Source organism: Enterobacter sp. RHBSTW-00975 (assembly GCF_013615235.1).
GTDB lineage: Bacteria > Pseudomonadota > Gammaproteobacteria > Enterobacterales > Enterobacteriaceae > Enterobacter > Enterobacter ludwigii.
Genome location: NZ_CP055883.1, coordinates 891,335 through 908,710 on the forward strand (window position 1 = coordinate 891,335; position 17,376 = coordinate 908,710).

Here is a 17,376-nt window from a genome sequence, read left to right on the forward strand (position 1 = left end):
AGAAAATGCTGGAACAAATGGGCGCAGCCGCGAAGGCCGCCTCTTACAAACTGGCGCTCCTTTCCAGCCGCGAGAAAAACCGCGTGCTGGAAAAAATCGCTGATTATCTGGAATCGCAGTCGCAGGAAATTCTGCTCGCCAACGAGCAGGATCTGCTGGAAGCGCGTCGCAATGGCCTGAGCGAAGCAATGCTCGACCGCCTGGCGCTGACCCCGGCACGTCTGAAAGGCATCGCTGACGATGTCCGCCAGGTCTGCAATCTTGCCGATCCGGTAGGTCAGGTCATTGATGGTGGGCTGCTCGACAGTGGGCTGCGCCTTGAGCGTCGTCGCGTGCCGCTGGGCGTGATTGGTGTGATCTATGAAGCCCGTCCCAACGTTACGGTTGATGTTGCTTCCCTGTGCCTGAAGACCGGCAACGCCGCCATTCTGCGTGGCGGGAAAGAGACCTGGCGTACCAACGCCGCGACCGTAAACGTTATCCAGCAGGCGCTGGAAGAGTGTGGCCTGCCGGCAGGTGCCGTACAGGCAATCGAGAGCCCGGACCGTGCGCTGGTGAACGAGATGCTGCGCATGGATAAATACATCGACATGCTGATCCCACGCGGTGGCGCGGGCCTGCACAAGCTGTGCCGTGAGCAGTCGACCATTCCTGTGATCACGGGCGGTATCGGCGTGTGCCATATCGTGGTCGATGACAGTGCCGAGATTGAACCGGCGCTGAAGATTATCGTCAATGCCAAAACCCAGCGTCCAAGCACCTGTAATACGGTTGAAACGCTGCTGGTGCATCAGGGCATCGCCAACACCTTCCTGCCTGCGCTGAGCAAACAGATGGCCGAAAGCGGCGTGACGCTGCACGCGGATGCCAACGCGCTGGCACTGCTGAAAGACGGCCCGGCGACGGTGATACCGGTGAAAGCGGAACAGTACGACGACGAGTTTTTGTCGCTGGATTTGAACGTGAAGGTGGTTGCGAGCCTTGACGATGCCATTGCTCACATCCGTGAACATGGTACCCAGCACTCGGATGCAATTCTGACGCGTACCCTGCGCAATGCCGATCGCTTTGTGAATGAGGTGGACTCCTCCGCCGTGTACGTGAATGCCTCAACCCGCTTCACCGACGGCGGTCAGTTCGGCCTGGGCGCAGAAGTTGCTGTCAGCACGCAAAAACTGCATGCAAGAGGCCCGATGGGCCTGGAAGCACTGACCACCTACAAGTGGATCGGCTTCGGTGATGATACGATTCGTGCGTAAATAATCACGGGTGATGCAAAAATAGCCGTTTGATTCAAAAGGGCATTGACGCATCACCCGGTTAGATCTAACCTTTTGCCCCGTGGTTACGCTCGTAACCGGCCTTTCAGGGCCGATATAGCTCAGTTGGTAGAGCAGCGCATTCGTAATGCGAAGGTCGGAGGTTCGACTCCTCTTATCGGCACCACTAACCACGCGGGTTCACGCAATATTCACCAGTTCAGCAAAAGCGCCTTGTGCCATATTTGTGCCATTCCCCGCCAGGAATGAGTCGATTTGCATGGCATGTTGCGTCAGGTGATTCGGTGCCAGATGTGCATAACGCTGCACCATCTCGATACTTTCCCACCCGCCCATTTCCTGTAGCGCACTGAGTGGCACGCCGGACTGTACAAGCCAGCTCGCCCAGGTGTGCCGCAGGTCATGGAAGCGGAAATTTTCTATTCCCGCCCGCCTTAACGCTGCGCGCCATGCCGTGTTAGCATCAGACCGCATTTTGCGCACCGCCTTTGTTCTCGTTCCATCCGGGCGAACGGATGATTCAGTGTGAACAAAGACCCACCGGTTATGTTTCCCCAGCTGATCCCGCAGCACCTTACAGGCTGATTCGTTCAGGGCGACCCCAATCGCCCTTCCTGCTTTCGCGTCCTCGGGGTGAATCCACGCGACCTTCCTCTGCATGTCAATTTGCGACCACTCCAGATCTGTGATGTTCGACCTGCGCAGCCCCGTCGCCAGTGCAAAAATAACAACTGGCTTCATATGCTCGGGAAGTTCCCGAATCAGGTTTGCCGCTTCCTCTTTGGTTAGCCAGCGAATACGCTTATTTTTCGGCACCGGGCATTTGATGTTCGGCGCTTTGGCTATCCATCGCCATTCGTTGGCCGCGCATCGTAACAGCGCCCGGATGAAAGCAAGGTGCGTCGCCTTGGTGGCCGCCGCCGCTGGTTTGTCCTTAAATTCGGGAACCGGCTTCCCTCTTCGCAGCAGGCTATCGCGCTTAGCTTCCCAGTTCATTCGATGCTTGCGATTAACCATCGAACTCACCGCAGACAAGATCCTGTCTTCCGTGATTGCTGACAGGTCCATTCCCTTGAAGTGCATCCTCCAGAATCCGATCCGGCTTTTGTCATCGTCCAGGCTTTTCTTGTGCTGCTTTTCGTTAAGCCAGCGAACGCACGCTTCATCGAACGTTCGCGGCTTAAACTCCCCCATCTTATCAACTCGCCATGCTTCAGCTTTCAGCTGATCATAGAGCTCCTGCGCTTGCCTTTTGTCCGTTGTCCCAAGAGACCGTCTAATTCGACTTCCACCAGGCGTAACGAAGTCGCAGTGCCACGTACCGGCACGTTGTTTGATTGACATGCTTTATCCTCCTGCACATCAACCGCATTCACGGGTTGATTGTGGATCGGGTTCTTTACTGCCGCAATACAGTCTGTTTTACAGATCAGGTATGGGCTTTTTTTCTTATGTGGATTTTTTCGGGTAGCAGCTAGGCGACCGGACTTTATCCACTGGGCAATCGTGCCTTTATCCACTTTAAGGAAGGCGGCGGCCTCATCTCTGGTAAATACTTCTTCGTCCATCGATGTTCTCCAGTGGCCCCAGCCGGGGCCGTAATTGCTATTCAGTGTGCCTGTGCTGGCAGGTTTCGAAGTTTACGAATGCCGATCATTGCTGTGGCGACATAGCTGGTGGCCCGGTTGACGACTTCGACAGTGACCTTCATACCATCAACCTCAACGGTGTAATTTGTCTGGTGTTTCTGCCTGCCATAATCGCCATATTTTGCGTGGTGCGCCGCCAGCGCAACATCGCAAGCGCGGCGACCGATAGGTGATTGCTTACTGCGATTAATCAGCTTCATCATCACTGCACTCCCAAAGTGGCTACGACATCACTCGCTGTTTCGCGGGTGCTGCCTTTGCTGGATATAGCCCGGCGAGCACTGACGCGGTGCAGCGTGAAGCCGTGCTGTTCGTAAAGTTCAATTACGCGCGGAGCGGTAGAATTGCTGAGCACCACTTTTGCCCCCCGCTGGTGGGCTGCCACACAGCTTTCCGCAAGCTCTACCTGGCTATCCCATGAGAACCCACCAGCCGCGTAGTTAGTGAAACCAGCTGTGCCGGGCAGCGGTTCATAAGGCGGATCGCAGTAAACGACGTCACCATCACCTGCCAGCGCGAGTGTGCGCCTGAAGCCTGCATTCATGAATACGCATGCGTGAGCCTTCCGCTTAAATGCCTTGATCTCTTCTTCCGGGAAATATGGTGCTTTATATTTCCCAAAGCCGACGTTAAAAAAACCGTCCAGGTTATAACGGATCAGGCCGTTGAAGCAGTGCCGGTTGAGATAAAGGAATGCTGCTGCGCGCTCGACCGCATCCAGCCGCTGCGCGTTGAATGCTTCACGAATTAACGTGTAGTTTTCGGCATCATTAAGATGCCTGAATGCCTTCATTGCCTCATAGATCACCGAATCGGGGACCACCGCCAGCATCTGATACAGGTTAATCAGGTCAGCGTTGACGTCAGCCAGAAGGAAGCATTCGTGCTTGTCTGAGTTAAGGAACACCGAGCCGCCACCCACAAAAGGCTCAATAAGGCGTTCACCTGCGGGGATCAGGCGATCCAGTTCCGGCAGCAGCGAATATTTGCCGCCAGCCCATTTAAGGAACGGGCGCTGCCAAATTCGTGATGCGGGATTGTGTGCTGGTGGCAGCTTAACCGCTTCATTGATTTGCTCAACGCAAACACTTACAAATCCGTAATTCATGCTGCCACCTGCTTTTCGTTAAGTTCTTCAGCCAGTCGTTGCGCCTTCAGTGGGTTGGTAACGACTTCACCCCACGGCAGCAACCATCCGTTTTTCTCTTTGAGCCAGGGAAGGCGCACCGCGCCAACCCTGATTTCGTCCTGTGCGTGTGTCATAGCGCATAGATAGAGTGAGAAGGGAACGGAAGACCGATCGGCGCAAACGGGATATCGTCGTCAAAGTCTACCGGTGGCTGACCGCTGTTCTGCTGCAAGCGAGACTGTGGTGCGCCGCCAGTCTGATTTGCATAAGGGTTACCGCCATGTTGGGCATTGCGCGGACCAGAGAGCTGCGCGCCGCCGTGGATACGTTCGTCCTTATCCTTCATCGACAGTTCAAGCGCGGCGATCGCTTCTGCTGGGGCATTCTCAGCGTGCTCGGCGTAGGTCTTACGCGTTCCCGGCTGGAAAACGTGGCGCACTTCGAACTTGTAACCGTCGCCGCCGTCGTTTTTGGTGTACAGCACCTTCTGGAGGAACAGGCCCACCTTTTTGCCAACCAGTGCCGGGCAGTGCCATTCGATGCCGTTTTGACCCTGTACCTGCTGCGGTTGCGCCTGTTTGACCTGGGCGACCCACATCAGCGCTGATACCAGCCCCATGCCGAAAGTCTGCTGGCCGTCTTTACCGAGGAAGTTAATGCGCAGGTAATTTGCTTTTGCCCCGTTCGAGTCCAGGCTCAGTTCGAGGGCCTGGGACTGGCTGCCATCTTTCCCGAAGGTGTACACCGCAGAAACGATTTCGCCCTCGTAAGCGCCGGTTTCGCTGATCCCGCCTGTTGCGCCAGCTTTTTTTGCCATCTCAGCCGTTTCGTTGTTCCACATAAAAGTCATTGGTTGGTTCATCGTTAAATCCTCAAAGTTACAATTCGGTCATAAATTCGGTGATAGCCACGTCTACGGCGTGGAGGTCGTTATCCATTTCCGTCTGATCAGGGAACAGGTCAGGCGGCGCTTTGGCGGTGTCGTTGTCATCGCCTTTGATGAGAAAAACGTGTTTGCCGTCCTTCTTGATGGCGCGCAGCACGATGGAGAAATAGCCCTCTGGCGTCAGCTTTTCGTTGAGCATCTTCCCGGTAGTCTTCATGCGGATCTTTCCCTCGGTCTCTTCGGTGTGAGCCAGGAAATAAACGCGGAAGTCGTCCGGCAGCTCGGTGGCCGCCATGATGATTCGCCAGATGTGATCTGCCATTTCGGTGAACTTGGCATAGCCGGTCTGGTACGCGCGGTTCATGTTTTCGTGCTGCATGACCACCTGGAAATCGTCGATAATCAGGACGCGGCGCGTTTTCGACTGCACCATGCGATAGATGGTGTCCAGCACCGTTTCCCAGTTATCCGAGCGCAGAACGTTACCGCGCTGTTTGCTTCCGTCTGGCAGCTGCTTGCCGTGAAGTTTCCAGCCCGTAGACTTGAACGGCAGCATTTTGGGGATGCACTGGAGCAGCATCACATCGTCCGGATTGAAGTTGCGCAGGCTGTAGGATTTTCCTGCGCCCGAATCACCGAGGATCAGCACTGGAGTACCCATCATTTGCCCCCGTTCAGCCAGTGGTTAGCCGTAAACAGCACGTCTTCGTCGTCGCTGTTGGCAACGAGCCAGCGCAGGTAACCCGGTTCTGTCTTTGCCAGCTCGGAGAACGCGACGCCTTTGTGCTTACCGAAGCGGAGCGCATTAAGCAGGGAAGGGTTGTTGGAGATAGCGCGCATTTCGCCCATCGTCCATTTCGCCAGGCGACCCATGTAGAGCAGCAGTTCGGCGGTGACGTAGCAGTCATACAGCGCGCGGTGAGCGTAAAGCCCTTCCGGTACTTCCGGTTTCAGCCCGAGGCTATAGCGCAGGTACTGGTTACTGTGGCTCTTGTGCTCAGGCAGGAGTGAGCGCGCCAGCTTGGCAGTGCAGATCCACGGAGCGTTCATCGCAGGAAGCTTGGCTTTATCGAACTTTGCGTTGTGGGCGACGTATGCGTCGGCACCCAGATAGCGGCCAATTACTTCACTGAGCAGCGGCGCGCCTTCCACCATATCTTCGGTAATATGGTGAATTGCCATGGCCTCAAAACCGATCGGCACGCCAGGCTTTACAAGGTCGCTCATTGGGTTGCAGATCACGCCGTCGACGATATCGACGCTGGCAATTTCCACCACGGTTTCCGGGCCGCCTTCCAGCCCAGTCGTTTCGGTATCAATGACACGCAGCATTGTTAATCCCCTGTGTTCTGTAATCACATACAGCATCGAAGTGCGCGAGCTGGTGGGCGATGGCCTCAAGGTCAGCTGGCGATAAGTGGTACATCAGGCACAGCAGCGCGATAAGGTTCATCGCCTGTTGCTGTTTGGTTGTTGCCTGCATATCCGTTCCCCTGAAAAAAGGTTGTAAGAATCCCGTCGCTGTATAAGCCGACCATTTGCTAAATTCGGTTTTGCTGGTGGTGTTAGCCCTGAGATTCGCCGCAGAACGGGCAGAAACTCATTTTCACGTTGGTTTCCAGGCGGTTCAGGTTTTTAGCCATGTCGCCGTTTTTCTTTTTGGCCCGGTACGCCAGTTTGTATTTCAGAGTGACGTGTGAGCCGCCATCAGAAAGAGAAAGAACCTGATTTTCCCAACCGCGATCAAGGATGCTTTCACTCACTTCAGCGCCTTCCGGAACCTTCTCTTTAAGCCGTGCTTCGATTTGAGCACCGACCTCATTAATGCAGTTGCACATACCTTATCCCTCAAAATTTCGCGTCATAACCTGCTGGCGTTTCGTCAGCGTGAATGATGCCTTCGACTGGATAGCAGTTAGTGACGCCCATTTGCTCACTCGCTGCCGCTTCACATTGCTGCTGGTTGTCGAAAATGCCGACAACAGCGTCCTGGTAATCACCGTTCGTCATGGTGATGGTCAGCACTAATGCGTACAGGGCTCCCATTAGTGAGTCCCCGCAGGCACAAGATTTGGTTCGATGGTGCGTGAGGCGTAAGGGCGGCGGATGTTGCGCAGGTTGCCCTGCGGTTCGTGCCAGTAAGTGCCGTCGCGGTAGTCGTAGGAAACCTGCCATGCCGCGCCGGTGCGACTGTTGCGCATGACGACTGCACGACCGTTCTTTGGTACTGAGTTAACAGCTTTCATGAAATAGCCTCCACGAATTCTGCGAAGCTGAGTGCTTCTTCACCCTCAGCCAGACTTTCAAAGTATTCCTCGTATGCCTTTTCCATTCTCATCCCCTTGCCGTCTTCCCGGCTGCCAGAACTTTTACCCGGGCATTCGCGTTTGAATGCGTTGTTTGGATGTGGCAACTATGCGATAGAGAATAATTCAAGTCAATAGAGGATTGATAAAATAATTCTTGAGGGTATTCTATCGGCGATTCGCAAAGGAATTTTTTTTGCTGGAATAGTGAATTTTACGATGTATACTGGATAAAAACACAGTTATGTGATGGTTTTTTGTCAGGAGGAAGTATGGGGGCACTATATGTAAGGGTTGGGCCTGGTAGCTATTCCAGCACTCAGGCACCAGATCGAATGGTTGTTTACTTGTTCAATTCGGGAATGAAAACCTGGACGATTGGACCAACCACTGAGGAGAGATCCGAAACTGGCGCCAGGGGAACTCGTGAATCATCTACTGACAAGTATCCGTTACCATCACCGCCTATGTGATAACGAAAAACGGAGACTGTATCTTTTAGTCGGACCAAAACTAAATCTTCAGACGCTGGTTTTTCTTCTGGGTCAACAATAACTATAGCCCCAGCAGGAGCCTGCGAAATGCCTGTTCTCCCTTTAATTTCATAGGCTCTAAAGTGTTCTGGTAATGCGCTAAACCAAGAAACATGGTTTCCTGTAAAACCATTAAAATCGAAAACCTTTACATTTTTTGAAACATCGATTGGTTGTATTGCTTGGCTTGCTTCACCAAAAATCGAACCAGTGCCGTTGATTAACCAGTCAGCGCTAACGCCAAGAGCTGCCGCGAGCTTTCCGGTATGGCGCGATGTTTCGCTATCCCCCCGTAGTATTTTTGATATGGAAGATTGAGGCACACCGGCTTGTCGTCCCAGTTCAGTCTGGTTGTTTTTCCCGGTCGTATGCATGGCATAAGCCAGTCTTTCTTTGAGTGTTTTCATATTACGCAAAATATTCCCTAAAGAATTTTATGTCAAAGTCCCAAATGACTTGATCATTTGAATTCCCTATCGCATAATCCATTCAAAATTATGCAGAGAGGAATTTTCATGAGTGTCACAACCAACGAAGCCATTAAACGCGCTATTGGTATTGCTGGTTCTCAAGCTGAGCTGGCCCGAAAAGCAGGCGTAAACCAGTCAACAGTCAGCAAGTGGCTTAATGGCGCTGAGATTGGTTCACGCTTCATCAAGTCAATTGTCATTGCCACCGATGGTCAGGTGAGCGCATCCGAAATCCTTAACTCCATTTCTCATCGTTAAGCCAAGGAGAATTTTCACCTATGGAGAACGCAATCGCACGAAAGTTAGACCCGCCAGTTATCAATCCGGTTGAGATCGAAAGCGTCTTGCTCAACCGGCTTGCATCAGTGGGCCAGAAGTCTTACGCCGAGCACATGGGCATCAGCGAGTCTACTGCCAGCAGGCGCAAAGCTGAGGGGCATTTCAGCACCATGGCGAAAGAACTGGCCTTCTTGGGTATTCAGGCCGCGCCACCGGAAGCCGTGCTGGTGTCACGGGAATATCTGGCATCAGTGGAAACGCTCGCTGATATCGGGCTGAAAGCAGAACGAGCCAGGCCGGGGCCGCTGGGTTGGGATTAAGCCATGAACCATATCGAATTCATCGAAAAGCATGTGCGTGAAGAGCTGCTGAAGCTCGGCTTCTCTCTGGGAGTGGCTCAGGGGGGGGGCATTCCAGGCTATCGACATGTATAAGCGCATGAGCCAGGCAAGCCGAAAGGGGAAGATTTTTGATGATGTTTTACGGCACGCAAAGCTGTGGGCGGAGAAGCAGCAGTTACCCGCTGACCGCTTTGAGAAGCGAAAAGTTAAACGGAACGCCCAGCCGGGCCTGTTCTGAAAAGGCGAAAGCCGCTGTGCGTCAACACAAGCGGCTCTCAGGTGCAACAAACGTGAGTAAATTGCGAGGTCAATTCTAATGCCAAAGCGCAAAAAGTACCAGGAAAATGAGGAACGACGCCTTCAGGATTCCCCTGATGGGCTGGTGGTCGCCGCGTCAAAAAACAGGGCGTTCGCTGAACGTCTGGTGGGCGTGATCCGTCTGGCTCTGGCTACATCGGGAGTGAAAAATGGGCGTCGTTAAGTTAGCAGACTACCTGCCTCAGCGTGAGGTATTGGAGAGTAAAGTGGCAAGTCTTGATGACGGGTACATGCGTATTGCTACCAGCATCGGGAAGCTTAAGCCAAAACTGAAACTTGCAGGCCGAGAACATCAGGTTCTGGATGCCGTTATCTACTGCACTTTTGGCTGGAATAAGTCAGAGGACAAGGTAACAAATACATATCTGGCTGATGTGACTGGCCTGGATGATTCGGATGTAGCGGCTGCCCTGAATGTTCTGGCAGAGCGCAGGATTATTAATCTGCGTAAAGTGGGTGGGTTCAAGCTGGTAAGCGTTAACGTAAGCATTGATAAATGGGTTCTCAACAAGACCCCCAAAAAATCACCCAAAAGGTTGGGCGAAAGTACCAAAAATGTTGGGCGAAAAGGGGTTTTGAATTGGGCAAAATCACCCGACACCCTAAACAGTCTTACCAAAGACAATATAAATACCCCCCAACCCCCAGAGGGGGAGTGTGTCGGGCAGGAAGAAAAACCTGTCTCCAAGAAAACCCCGATCGACTACCAGGCAGTGCTGTCTGCATACAACACCACCCTGGGAGACCGCCTTCCCCAGGCAGAGGCACTAAACGACAAACGTCGCCGTGCTATCAAACGCCTGCTGACCGAACTGAAAGAGCCAACCGTCGAGGCTGTGGAGAATTACTTCGCCGCGTTCGCCGAGCGAGCTCCTAAGTTTTATTTCGGGGAGAACGACCGGGGCTGGCGCGCCAGTTTCGATTATCTGCTGCGCTCTGACACCCTGCTGAAAACCAGGGAGAAGGCGCTATGACCGACATGAACATGATCCCGCAGAATATCGAAGCGGAACAAAGCGTGCTGGGTGGCATGATGCTGGATAGCGGTAGCGATCGCTGCCATACCGCTATGTCGATGCTCAAACCAGAATCGTTCTACATCCGCCCCCACCAGGTGATTTTCGCCGAGATGCGGGAGCTGGTAGCCAACCAGAAGCCCATCGACCTGATCACCCTGATTGAGTCGCTGGAGTCCAAAGGTCTTGGCGAACAGGCTGGCGGCTTTGCCTACATGGCCGAAATATCCAAAAACACCCCCAGCGCGGCGAACATCGTTCACTACGCGATGCTGGTGCGTGAGAAAGCCATGGAGCGCTACGGCATCGACAAGCTGACCAGCGCCACCGAACTGCTGTATTCCCGCAACGGGATGACCACCAGCCAGAAGTTTGACGCTATTCAGACTCTGTTCACCGATATCGCTGACTACGCGAAAACCGGTAACCGACGAGGGCTCCGCGAATTTTCGGAAGTGATGGGCGACTGGGTGGACGAGGTGGAAGCGCGCTGGAGCGACTCAGACGCAACGCGCGGACTGTCGACGGGGATCGGCTCGCTGGATGGCCTGCTGCAACCGAAAGGGCTGGTTAAAGGCGCTCTGATGGTCATCGGCGCACGTCCGAAGATGGGTAAAACCACGCTGTATAGCCAGCTGGCCGTCAACTGTGCCGAGGTTGAGCAACTCCCCGCGCTGATGTTCAGCCTTGAGATGCCGGATAAGCAGATTGTGGAGCGCATGATCGGGCAGGTCAGCCGCGTTAATACCGACGTGTTTTATGGCGATCGGTACGACGACGCGCAGGTGGCAATGGCTTTTGCTGCTGGTGGACGTCTGGCCCAGACCGGGAATCTGTACGTCGACGACACGCCAGGGATCACGCTGGCGCACATCGTGGCAGAGTCACGTCGCATCAAACACGAGCGCGGCGCTGTCGGCATGGTGCTGGTGGACTACCTGACCCTGATGACGGCCGACAAGGCCGACCGTAACGACCTGGCCTACGGGATTATCACGAAGGGGCTGAAGAATCTGGCGAAGGAGCTTAATTGCATCGTGGTGCTGCTTACCCAGCTGAATCGCGATCTGGAGAAGCGCACCAACAAACGCCCGATGCCGAGTGATTCCCGCGATACCGGGCAGATTGAGCAGGATTGTGATTACTGGATCGGCATCTACCGCGAAGGCGCATACGACGAAAACGCAGATCAGGCGGCTACCGAATTGCTGTTGCGCCTGAATCGCCACGGCCCGACCGGCGTTGTTTATTGCGACCAGCGCAACGGTGCGATCTACGACTGCGACCAGGCTGCTGCTGAGCAGAAACGCCGCGCAAATGATGCCAGACCAAACAAAAAGAGGGACTTCTGATGAGCAAAACAAAAGAACTCGCAGCTGCCGGACATGCGCTGGCGAAAGAGCTGCATTGCGCTGAGTCTGCCACGCTGGTGCGTGAACTGGCTACGCAGCTGGATGTGCAGCGTGTTCGTGCTGATGTGTTGGCAGCGGAGAATGCTGGGCTGAAGCAATTCTGCAAAGACGCTGCATTCGATGCTGATTACGAAGCTGAATTAGGCATGGAGCGAGGCGGATTCACTGATGCGCTTAACAATATAAAAACCCCGGACACCGACTCTTTCCTGGCTGAAGTGAAACGCGAGGCGAGCGAACCACTGCAGAAAGAGATTGAAGTACTTAAGAAACACCTTCTTATGTCAGTAGGTGATATTCGCGACCTTATTGATTACAACCCAGAAACCGGGGTTCTTACAGCAAAGGTTAATTTCAGTGGCAGACAGGCGGGCTCGGTCATAGGTTCGCAAACGTGGCAGGGGTATTACGCATTCTCGCTGTTTGGCAAAAAGTGTTTTGCTCACCGTCTTGCATGGCTGCTGCATTACGGCGAATGGCCTTCACAGCCTATCGATCACATAAATGGGATTAAGACTGACAACAGCATAAGAAACCTGCGTCTTTGTTCTTTATCGCAGAATCAGTTTAACAAGCCTACCCAGAAAAATAACACCACTGGGGTAAAGGGTGTTTATTGGAATAAGAGAGATAAACGCTACGTTGCCAGTGTTCAGTTTAACGGTAAAAAATACAGCGCTGGGCATCATAAGGATATTGAAGGCGCCAAAGAAGCAGTTATGAAACTTAGAGAGAAACTCGCGGGAGAATTCACTAACCATGGTGAATTCGAACTGGCCGCCCAAATTCGCAAAGGAGTGCAGTCATGAGCAACTCGATCGCAGACGGCGCAAAATTAACGCCGGAAACTTTCGCTGATTTCATTGAGCGTTTGAAGTATCACCATCGCGGCGAGGGGGTAAACCGCCATGCCACAGCTGACCCAATTTTCATGGTTCAGAAGCAGGCAACCATTTATGGCCTGGCAGAAGAGTACGGCGAATCGAAGATAGTCCATTTCGAAGAATGCGAATGGGACTGCCCGCAAGAGTATTGGGACGATCTGGATGAACAGCAGCAGGAAGAGTTAAATGCCTTCTGCATTGACCAGTGCGATACAGCATTTACCGATCTCGACGAAGACGCTCAGTGGGAAGTGCTGGCTGACCTTGACGGCCACACTGTCTGCGGAACTCGTAAAGAGTGGCAGAACATCAACGCTCACTTTACCCGTGAAGCAGCGGAGGCTTTCATTCGCCGTAAGCAGCATGATTACCCTCCTCTGCGGGTCTACGTCGAGAGCATGTACTTCGGGTGGGAGTATCAGGAAATCATCAAGGCGCTTTGTGATGGGCGCTTAGTACTCGCAGATACCCCGGAGGCCGCCCAATGAGCAACATCGACAAACAGGCATTACGTGAAGCAGCCAATGCGGCAAACGCAGCATCATGGGGATATTGGGAGTATTACAAGCCACACAAAGGAGCGCGAGGCTATGAGGTGAAGGTTGGCGTGAAAGCGGTAGCGCAACATTGCCTCAAGGTTGATTCAGTTTTCATCGCCGCAGCCAACCCCGCCACCGTGCTGGCGCTGCTGGATGAGCTGGAAGCCGCAGAGAAGCGGATTGCTGAGCTGGAGGCAAAGTTAGCTAATCCCGTTTTGCTGCCAAAAACAAACGGCTACTGGACTGAGCAAGAAAAGGCGTATGAAGAAGCTATTACGCTCGCTAAGCGGCATGTTCGTCTGGCTGGGTTTCGCTGTGAAGGGGATGAATAGATGGCTAAGCCGTTAAAAAAATTCACTGTGGTCCTTAATACTGACCGTGGCTATTACGATTTTCAGGTTAAAGCAAAAGACCATCGCGATGCTCAAATTGTTGCTAAAGAAAACTTCGGGCATGGGGAGTGCGATGACGAAGATTGGAACGCTTCAACTGCAGTTGTCATTGTCGGATGGCCTGAAATTTGGATGGGAGATTAACCCATGAGCACACTTACCAAAGAGTCCATCGCGGACACTATCGAAGGGCTTGAGCATTTAGCCAATAGCGGCATTCAGTCTGTACATATCGATATGGCTATCGCTGGTATGCGTCGCCTGCTGGCATCGCTCGAAGCGGAGCCTGTTGGGTTCATCGCAAGGCACAAAGAAACTGGCAAATTTGGTAGCTATCTGCATCCAAAGGCGGATTGGTTTAAGAATGATGATTACGAAGTCTTGAGCGCCTACACCGCCCCGCCAGCGCCGGAATTCTACAAGATAGGTGACGCCACTATGCGGCACATTTTCACACCGACTGGCATAACTGATGTTTCTGACATGCAGGCTGTGTTTGACCAGATTGAAACCGTGTTGGCAGGAATGTGGCAGCCAGCGCCGGTATCTGTGCCTGATGAAGAGCAATGCAAACCGCACCCGGTAATGGCGGTTAAAGGTGAGCTTGGATTCCTTGACCACTTTGATCGCATCATCAGCGAGCGTGATGAAGATATCGATATCGGTCAATTAGGAAGTAGCAATTACGAAGCTCTCATGCTCGCAGCTTTAGATGCATTCCGAGCCGCCATGTTTCAGGGTGCCGAGCAACAAAATCGACAACAAAATATTCCTGAAAATATTCCAGCCACACAGTTTAAGCCGGTAGCAGACCTGTACGGCTTAACCTCACCAACTGGCAGCGAAACATCATTCACTTTCGACGCTGTTGAAGCTCGTGATTTCATTGATGGCGGTTGGTCATGCCAGGAGTACGTGGAGCTTGAACGCTTTCAGGAAGCGATAACCAACCATACCGAGGATAAGCTCGCTATGGTTGACCATTCCGGTGACTCCAACAATATGGTTGAACCTGTAACGACGGCTTACAAGTTTCCAGATGATTTCGACTTCGACCGCTTTAACGATGTCGTATGGCTGGAGACTGTGGCAAGCAATCCGCACATGCATTCACCAACAACTTCGACAATCGCTATGGTGGCGCTTGAACTGAACAGGAAGTTAGCTGCTGGCAACTCTCCGGTGATTCCGGATGGTTGGGTGATGGTTCCTGTTGAGCCGACTGAAGACATGATCGTCAATGGGTTTGAGTCAGAGCCAGATGAGAGCTTTAGTGATGAGAAGGAATGGGAAGCATACGAAGCCATGAGCGGATGTCAGCAGGCGGCGCACCGGGCTAAGTTGTGCTGGGCAGCGATGATTGCAGCAGCACCGCAGCAGGAGGTGAAGTGATGGCCAAATCTGCTGCCGAACGCAAAGCCGCCCAGCGCGCCAGGCAAGCCGCTGCTGGTGGGCGTAAATTCGAGCTCATACTTGATATGCAGGAACTGGAGATGCTGGAGCGTAATTGCGCCTCCCGTCGCCCGGGGCGAGCTCCGTATGAAATGAGCGAATACGTCGCGATGCTGATCCGCCAGGATGATGCCCGCGTTCGTGGTCGCATCAAGTCAATCCGCGCGAACCGCTGCGGTAAATGCGGCGATGCGTTGCCGGTCAAGTCGTGTCCGTGCGACGGTGATTCGCAATGCTGGGTTACGCGTGGCTGGCATGAAACCAAATTAGCGATGTGACATGTCACAATACAATCAATAACATACAAGCCTCTTCGGAGGCTTTTTTCTTTGCTGCCAAATTGCTTTTGCCTGCATGCCCAGCCATAATACCCCTGTCAGCCTGAACAACTGACACCCGGACATTCGCGCCACGGAGAACACCATGGCGCAGCACCACCAGCACAAACACAATCGCCTGACGTTATCCAACGCCAGCGATTTGTCGTATCTGCCGCTTAACCTCTTCGGGGGTGAAGCGTGAGCCAACAATTCCACCTCGTTAACGAAAGCGTTAAGCAGAACGCTATCAACTACATTCGTCAGTTGCCGGTCGACAGCAAGCGCCCGCTGATTCTTGACGTCAAAGGGTCGACGCGCACCGCCATTCAAAATCGCAAGATGTGGCCGCTACTGAAAGACCTTTCCGACCAGGTTCTCTGGTTCGGCAATAAATACGATTCTGACGACTGGAAGGACCTTATCACCGCGCTGGTGGCGAAGACCAAAAAGCAGGAACAGCGAATGGCTCCCGGCCTTGATGGTGGCGTCGTGATGTTCGGCCAGCGCACCAGCAAAATGACCATTCCCCAGATGGTCGAAGTCATCGAGACGATTTACTGGTTCGGCACCCAGCAGGGCGTCACCTTCAGCGAACAATCCCGCAATGAAATCGAGTGGGCGAAGCGTTGGGGGGACAGCAATGCGAAATAACCCCAGTCAGAAAACCTATCGCAGTAAAAAATGGCTCGCTGCTGTCGGGCAGATAGAACAGTGCGTGTTATGCGGTTCGTGGGGGACGCAGGTAGCACATCGCAATGAAGGCAAAGGCATGGGGCTGAAAGTCGATGATTGCGCCACGGCGGCGATCTGCGTTTGCTGCCACAACAGCATTGACAACGGGAGCAAGCTATCGCGCGACGAACGTCGCCAGCTGATGGACCGCGCTATCGTTCTGACCGTTATCCAGATAGCCCGCCTTGGGCTGGTGGTGCCCGCATGAAAATTTACGATATCAACCCGGTCAGTAAGCCCCGCATGACCAGAAGCGATCGCTGGCGCAGCAGGCCGGAAACCTCCGCTTACTGGTTCTTTAAAGCTCAGGTACGCCGTCTCGGTATTACCCTCCCGGAATCCTGTTACCACATAACATTTGTTCTGCCCATGCCGAAAAGCTGGAGCAAGAAGAAGCGTCAGCAGCATGACGGCCAGCCGCACCAGACCAAGCCGGATAAGGACAATCTGGAGAAAGCGTTACTGGATGCGATATTCGATGATGACTGTCGGATATGGGACGGCAGGGTAACGAAACGTTGGGGAGAGACAGGCCAGATCATTATCCAGGAGAATGCAGAATGACACGCAACGACATTAACAATTACCAGAAAGCGTCTGTTGAGCGTACCAACCCGCAAAATGCCTGGGTGACACTGGCAGCCGCGCCGCGACGCTCTTATCTTGGGAAATACCGCCGCCTGACGCCATCGCAAAGTCGTTGGGTTCGTTCGCTGCTGAACCACTGGGGCGGTATGTACGGGGGCAGCGGAACAGAGCACCTTTCTGGTGGTGGCGGTATGTGGTCAATGATATTGACCGGATGGACTGGCGAGCAGCAGGAGAGGATCGCTACCGTGCTGTCTGGTCTGCGTAAAATTGGCTATACCGGCGATGCGTTGTTTGAGCAGGCGAAAGCCATCATCTGGCCGAAGAAATCACTTTCTGACCTGATTGGCAACGCCGGAGATCAGGAGGAAGCTGCGTTCATGGAGGCTATCATCCTGAAGTCCTTCAAGCCGGGAAATCCCGTGTATGAGATAGGGAAGGACTATTACACCTGGCGGAAAACCATCAATGACATGGCTCGATGGATGCAGTATTACTACGCACCGTTTCTTACCGAAAAGCAATGTATTGACCGTGTGCGCTGGTGTATTGAGTTGTTCAACTCTGCTGTCTTCTTCACGTTAAAAGATGAATTAGGCTTCGAAAATGCAAAAACTTGCGAAAAAGACTTGAAAACGAGTTTTGAAACTGCATAATTCAGATATGCTCGGACGTCAAAGGCGAAAGAGCTTACCCACCAGCGGAGATGCCTTGCGCGGAGCCGTGGGAACCACATTTAAGCCCTTGCAGAAATGCAGGGGCTTTTTTATTGGCTCAATGCCACCGGGTGAATAACGTATGCACACGGCGATCATCTGCGCTTCTGGTCCGTCCCTTACTCCCGTTGACT

The 17,376-nt window shown here is 53.3% G+C and carries 28 protein-coding genes, 1 tRNA gene and 2 pseudogenes; 18 read left to right on the forward strand and 13 right to left on the reverse strand.

Going from position 1 to position 17,376, the window contains the following annotated elements:
• Positions 1 to 5: 5 nt before the first annotated feature.
• Positions 6 to 1,259, forward strand: coding sequence for a glutamate-5-semialdehyde dehydrogenase (gene proA, locus HV340_RS04225; RefSeq protein ID WP_181216303.1), 1,254 nt, complete (start codon positions 6 to 8; stop codon positions 1,257 to 1,259).
• Positions 1,260 to 1,370: 111 nt separating this feature from the next.
• A tRNA-Thr gene (locus HV340_RS04230) sits at positions 1,371 to 1,446 on the forward strand.
• An 80-nt stretch (positions 1,447 to 1,526) separates the two neighbouring features.
• Here HV340_RS04230 and HV340_RS04235 read toward each other — a convergent pair.
• The 13 genes and pseudogenes from HV340_RS04235 to HV340_RS04295 form a co-directional block, all read right to left on the reverse strand.
• Positions 1,527 to 2,618, reverse strand: a pseudogene (locus tag HV340_RS04235) (site-specific integrase); the annotation flags it as partial.
• Positions 2,501 to 2,848 carry a helix-turn-helix domain-containing protein gene (locus HV340_RS04240; protein ID WP_072011928.1) on the reverse strand — a complete coding sequence of 116 codons (348 nt, stop codon included), beginning with the start codon at positions 2,846 to 2,848 and terminating at the stop codon, positions 2,501 to 2,503. The pseudogene HV340_RS04235 and the gene HV340_RS04240, both read right to left, overlap by 118 nt.
• 41 nt (positions 2,849 to 2,889) lie before the next feature.
• Positions 2,890 to 3,129: a DUF4060 family protein gene (locus HV340_RS04245; RefSeq protein ID WP_181216542.1), complete on the reverse strand. Its 240-nt coding sequence runs from the start codon at positions 3,127 to 3,129 to the stop codon at positions 2,890 to 2,892.
• Positions 3,130 to 3,131: 2 nt separating this feature from the next.
• Entirely contained in the window at positions 3,132 to 4,037 is a 906-nt protein-coding gene (locus HV340_RS04250; protein ID WP_249415710.1) for a Dam family site-specific DNA-(adenine-N6)-methyltransferase, read from the reverse strand.
• Complete coding sequence (locus HV340_RS04255; RefSeq protein WP_038155432.1) at positions 4,034 to 4,192, reverse strand: DUF1317 family protein; 159 nt, start codon at positions 4,190 to 4,192, stop codon at positions 4,034 to 4,036. Before HV340_RS04255 ends, HV340_RS04250 begins: the two co-directional genes overlap by 4 nt.
• A complete protein-coding gene (locus HV340_RS04260) occupies positions 4,189 to 4,920 on the reverse strand; it encodes a hypothetical protein (protein WP_181216304.1) in 732 nt (243 codons plus the stop codon). The genes HV340_RS04255 and HV340_RS04260 overlap by 4 nt, the downstream gene beginning before the upstream one ends.
• A 16-nt stretch (positions 4,921 to 4,936) precedes the next feature.
• Positions 4,937 to 5,605 carry an AAA family ATPase gene (locus HV340_RS04265; protein WP_173655619.1) on the reverse strand — a complete coding sequence of 223 codons (669 nt, stop codon included), beginning with the start codon at positions 5,603 to 5,605 and terminating at the stop codon, positions 4,937 to 4,939.
• On the reverse strand, positions 5,605 to 6,276 hold the full coding sequence (exoX, locus tag HV340_RS04270) for an exodeoxyribonuclease X (protein ID WP_063162411.1): 672 nt from the start codon (positions 6,274 to 6,276) through the stop codon (positions 5,605 to 5,607). Before exoX ends, HV340_RS04265 begins: the two co-directional genes overlap by 1 nt.
• Positions 6,260 to 6,427: a hypothetical protein gene (locus tag HV340_RS04275; RefSeq protein ID WP_167513844.1), complete on the reverse strand. Its 168-nt coding sequence runs from the start codon at positions 6,425 to 6,427 to the stop codon at positions 6,260 to 6,262. The genes exoX and HV340_RS04275 overlap by 17 nt, the downstream gene beginning before the upstream one ends.
• A gap of 82 nt (positions 6,428 to 6,509) precedes the next feature.
• Positions 6,510 to 6,782: a hypothetical protein gene (locus tag HV340_RS04280; protein WP_181216305.1), complete on the reverse strand. Its 273-nt coding sequence runs from the start codon at positions 6,780 to 6,782 to the stop codon at positions 6,510 to 6,512.
• Between the two features lie 10 nt (positions 6,783 to 6,792).
• Entirely contained in the window at positions 6,793 to 6,990 is a 198-nt protein-coding gene (locus tag HV340_RS04285) for a DUF1482 family protein (RefSeq protein ID WP_000501155.1), read from the reverse strand.
• Positions 6,990 to 7,190, reverse strand: a complete 201-nt coding sequence (locus HV340_RS04290) for a hypothetical protein (protein WP_181216565.1) — start codon at positions 7,188 to 7,190, stop codon at positions 6,990 to 6,992. Before HV340_RS04290 ends, HV340_RS04285 begins: the two co-directional genes overlap by 1 nt.
• 403 nt (positions 7,191 to 7,593) lie before the next feature.
• A complete protein-coding gene (locus tag HV340_RS04295; protein WP_181216306.1) occupies positions 7,594 to 8,190 on the reverse strand; it encodes a helix-turn-helix domain-containing protein in 597 nt (198 codons plus the stop codon).
• A gap of 108 nt (positions 8,191 to 8,298) precedes the next feature.
• Between HV340_RS04295 and HV340_RS04300 the strand changes: the two genes are divergently transcribed.
• The 16 genes and pseudogenes from HV340_RS04300 (at position 8,299) to HV340_RS04370 (ending at position 17,182) form a co-directional block, all read left to right on the forward strand.
• Entirely contained in the window at positions 8,299 to 8,511 is a 213-nt protein-coding gene (locus HV340_RS04300; protein ID WP_063161708.1) for a YdaS family helix-turn-helix protein, read from the forward strand.
• 20 nt (positions 8,512 to 8,531) lie between these two features.
• Positions 8,532 to 8,852, forward strand: coding sequence for a CII family transcriptional regulator (locus tag HV340_RS04305; protein ID WP_000426372.1), 321 nt, complete (start codon positions 8,532 to 8,534; stop codon positions 8,850 to 8,852).
• A 337-nt stretch (positions 8,853 to 9,189) separates the two neighbouring features.
• Positions 9,190 to 9,354 (forward strand): hypothetical protein, encoded by a 165-nt coding sequence (locus tag HV340_RS04310; protein WP_021241755.1) that lies wholly within the window; start codon positions 9,190 to 9,192, stop codon positions 9,352 to 9,354.
• The gene (locus HV340_RS04315; protein ID WP_181216307.1) at positions 9,341 to 10,165 is read left to right on the forward strand and encodes a replication protein; all 825 of its coding nucleotides are present in this window, start codon (positions 9,341 to 9,343) and stop codon (positions 10,163 to 10,165) included. Before HV340_RS04310 ends, HV340_RS04315 begins: the two co-directional genes overlap by 14 nt.
• Complete coding sequence (locus HV340_RS04320) at positions 10,162 to 11,559, forward strand: DnaB-like helicase C-terminal domain-containing protein (RefSeq protein WP_181216308.1); 1,398 nt, start codon at positions 10,162 to 10,164, stop codon at positions 11,557 to 11,559. Before HV340_RS04315 ends, HV340_RS04320 begins: the two co-directional genes overlap by 4 nt.
• Positions 11,556 to 11,852, forward strand: a pseudogene (locus HV340_RS24610) (hypothetical protein); the annotation flags it as partial. The gene HV340_RS04320 and the pseudogene HV340_RS24610, both read left to right, overlap by 4 nt.
• A 48-nt stretch (positions 11,853 to 11,900) precedes the next feature.
• Positions 11,901 to 12,428 carry an HNH endonuclease gene (locus HV340_RS24615; RefSeq protein ID WP_345944389.1) on the forward strand — a complete coding sequence of 176 codons (528 nt, stop codon included), beginning with the start codon at positions 11,901 to 11,903 and terminating at the stop codon, positions 12,426 to 12,428.
• Positions 12,425 to 12,991 (forward strand): hypothetical protein, encoded by a 567-nt coding sequence (locus HV340_RS04330; RefSeq protein WP_181216309.1) that lies wholly within the window; start codon positions 12,425 to 12,427, stop codon positions 12,989 to 12,991. The genes HV340_RS24615 and HV340_RS04330 overlap by 4 nt, the downstream gene beginning before the upstream one ends.
• On the forward strand, positions 12,988 to 13,374 hold the full coding sequence (locus HV340_RS04335) for an ead/Ea22-like family protein (RefSeq protein WP_181216310.1): 387 nt from the start codon (positions 12,988 to 12,990) through the stop codon (positions 13,372 to 13,374). Before HV340_RS04330 ends, HV340_RS04335 begins: the two co-directional genes overlap by 4 nt.
• The gene (locus HV340_RS04340; RefSeq protein WP_181216311.1) at positions 13,375 to 13,578 is read left to right on the forward strand and encodes a hypothetical protein; all 204 of its coding nucleotides are present in this window, start codon (positions 13,375 to 13,377) and stop codon (positions 13,576 to 13,578) included. It begins immediately after the preceding gene.
• 3 nt (positions 13,579 to 13,581) lie between these two features.
• Positions 13,582 to 14,826 (forward strand): hypothetical protein, encoded by a 1,245-nt coding sequence (locus HV340_RS04345; RefSeq protein ID WP_181216312.1) that lies wholly within the window; start codon positions 13,582 to 13,584, stop codon positions 14,824 to 14,826.
• Positions 14,826 to 15,164, forward strand: a complete 339-nt coding sequence (locus HV340_RS04350; RefSeq protein WP_181216313.1) for a hypothetical protein — start codon at positions 14,826 to 14,828, stop codon at positions 15,162 to 15,164. Before HV340_RS04345 ends, HV340_RS04350 begins: the two co-directional genes overlap by 1 nt.
• Positions 15,165 to 15,404: 240 nt before the next feature.
• Positions 15,405 to 15,857 (forward strand): recombination protein NinB, encoded by a 453-nt coding sequence (locus HV340_RS04355; RefSeq protein WP_181216314.1) that lies wholly within the window; start codon positions 15,405 to 15,407, stop codon positions 15,855 to 15,857.
• Positions 15,847 to 16,146, forward strand: coding sequence for a hypothetical protein (locus HV340_RS04360; protein WP_181216315.1), 300 nt, complete (start codon positions 15,847 to 15,849; stop codon positions 16,144 to 16,146). Before HV340_RS04355 ends, HV340_RS04360 begins: the two co-directional genes overlap by 11 nt.
• Entirely contained in the window at positions 16,143 to 16,502 is a 360-nt protein-coding gene (locus HV340_RS04365) for a RusA family crossover junction endodeoxyribonuclease (RefSeq protein WP_181216316.1), read from the forward strand. The genes HV340_RS04360 and HV340_RS04365 overlap by 4 nt, the downstream gene beginning before the upstream one ends.
• Positions 16,499 to 17,182, forward strand: a complete 684-nt coding sequence (locus HV340_RS04370; RefSeq protein ID WP_074139170.1) for a hypothetical protein — start codon at positions 16,499 to 16,501, stop codon at positions 17,180 to 17,182. The genes HV340_RS04365 and HV340_RS04370 overlap by 4 nt, the downstream gene beginning before the upstream one ends.
• The last annotated feature ends 194 nt before the right edge of the window (positions 17,183 to 17,376 follow it).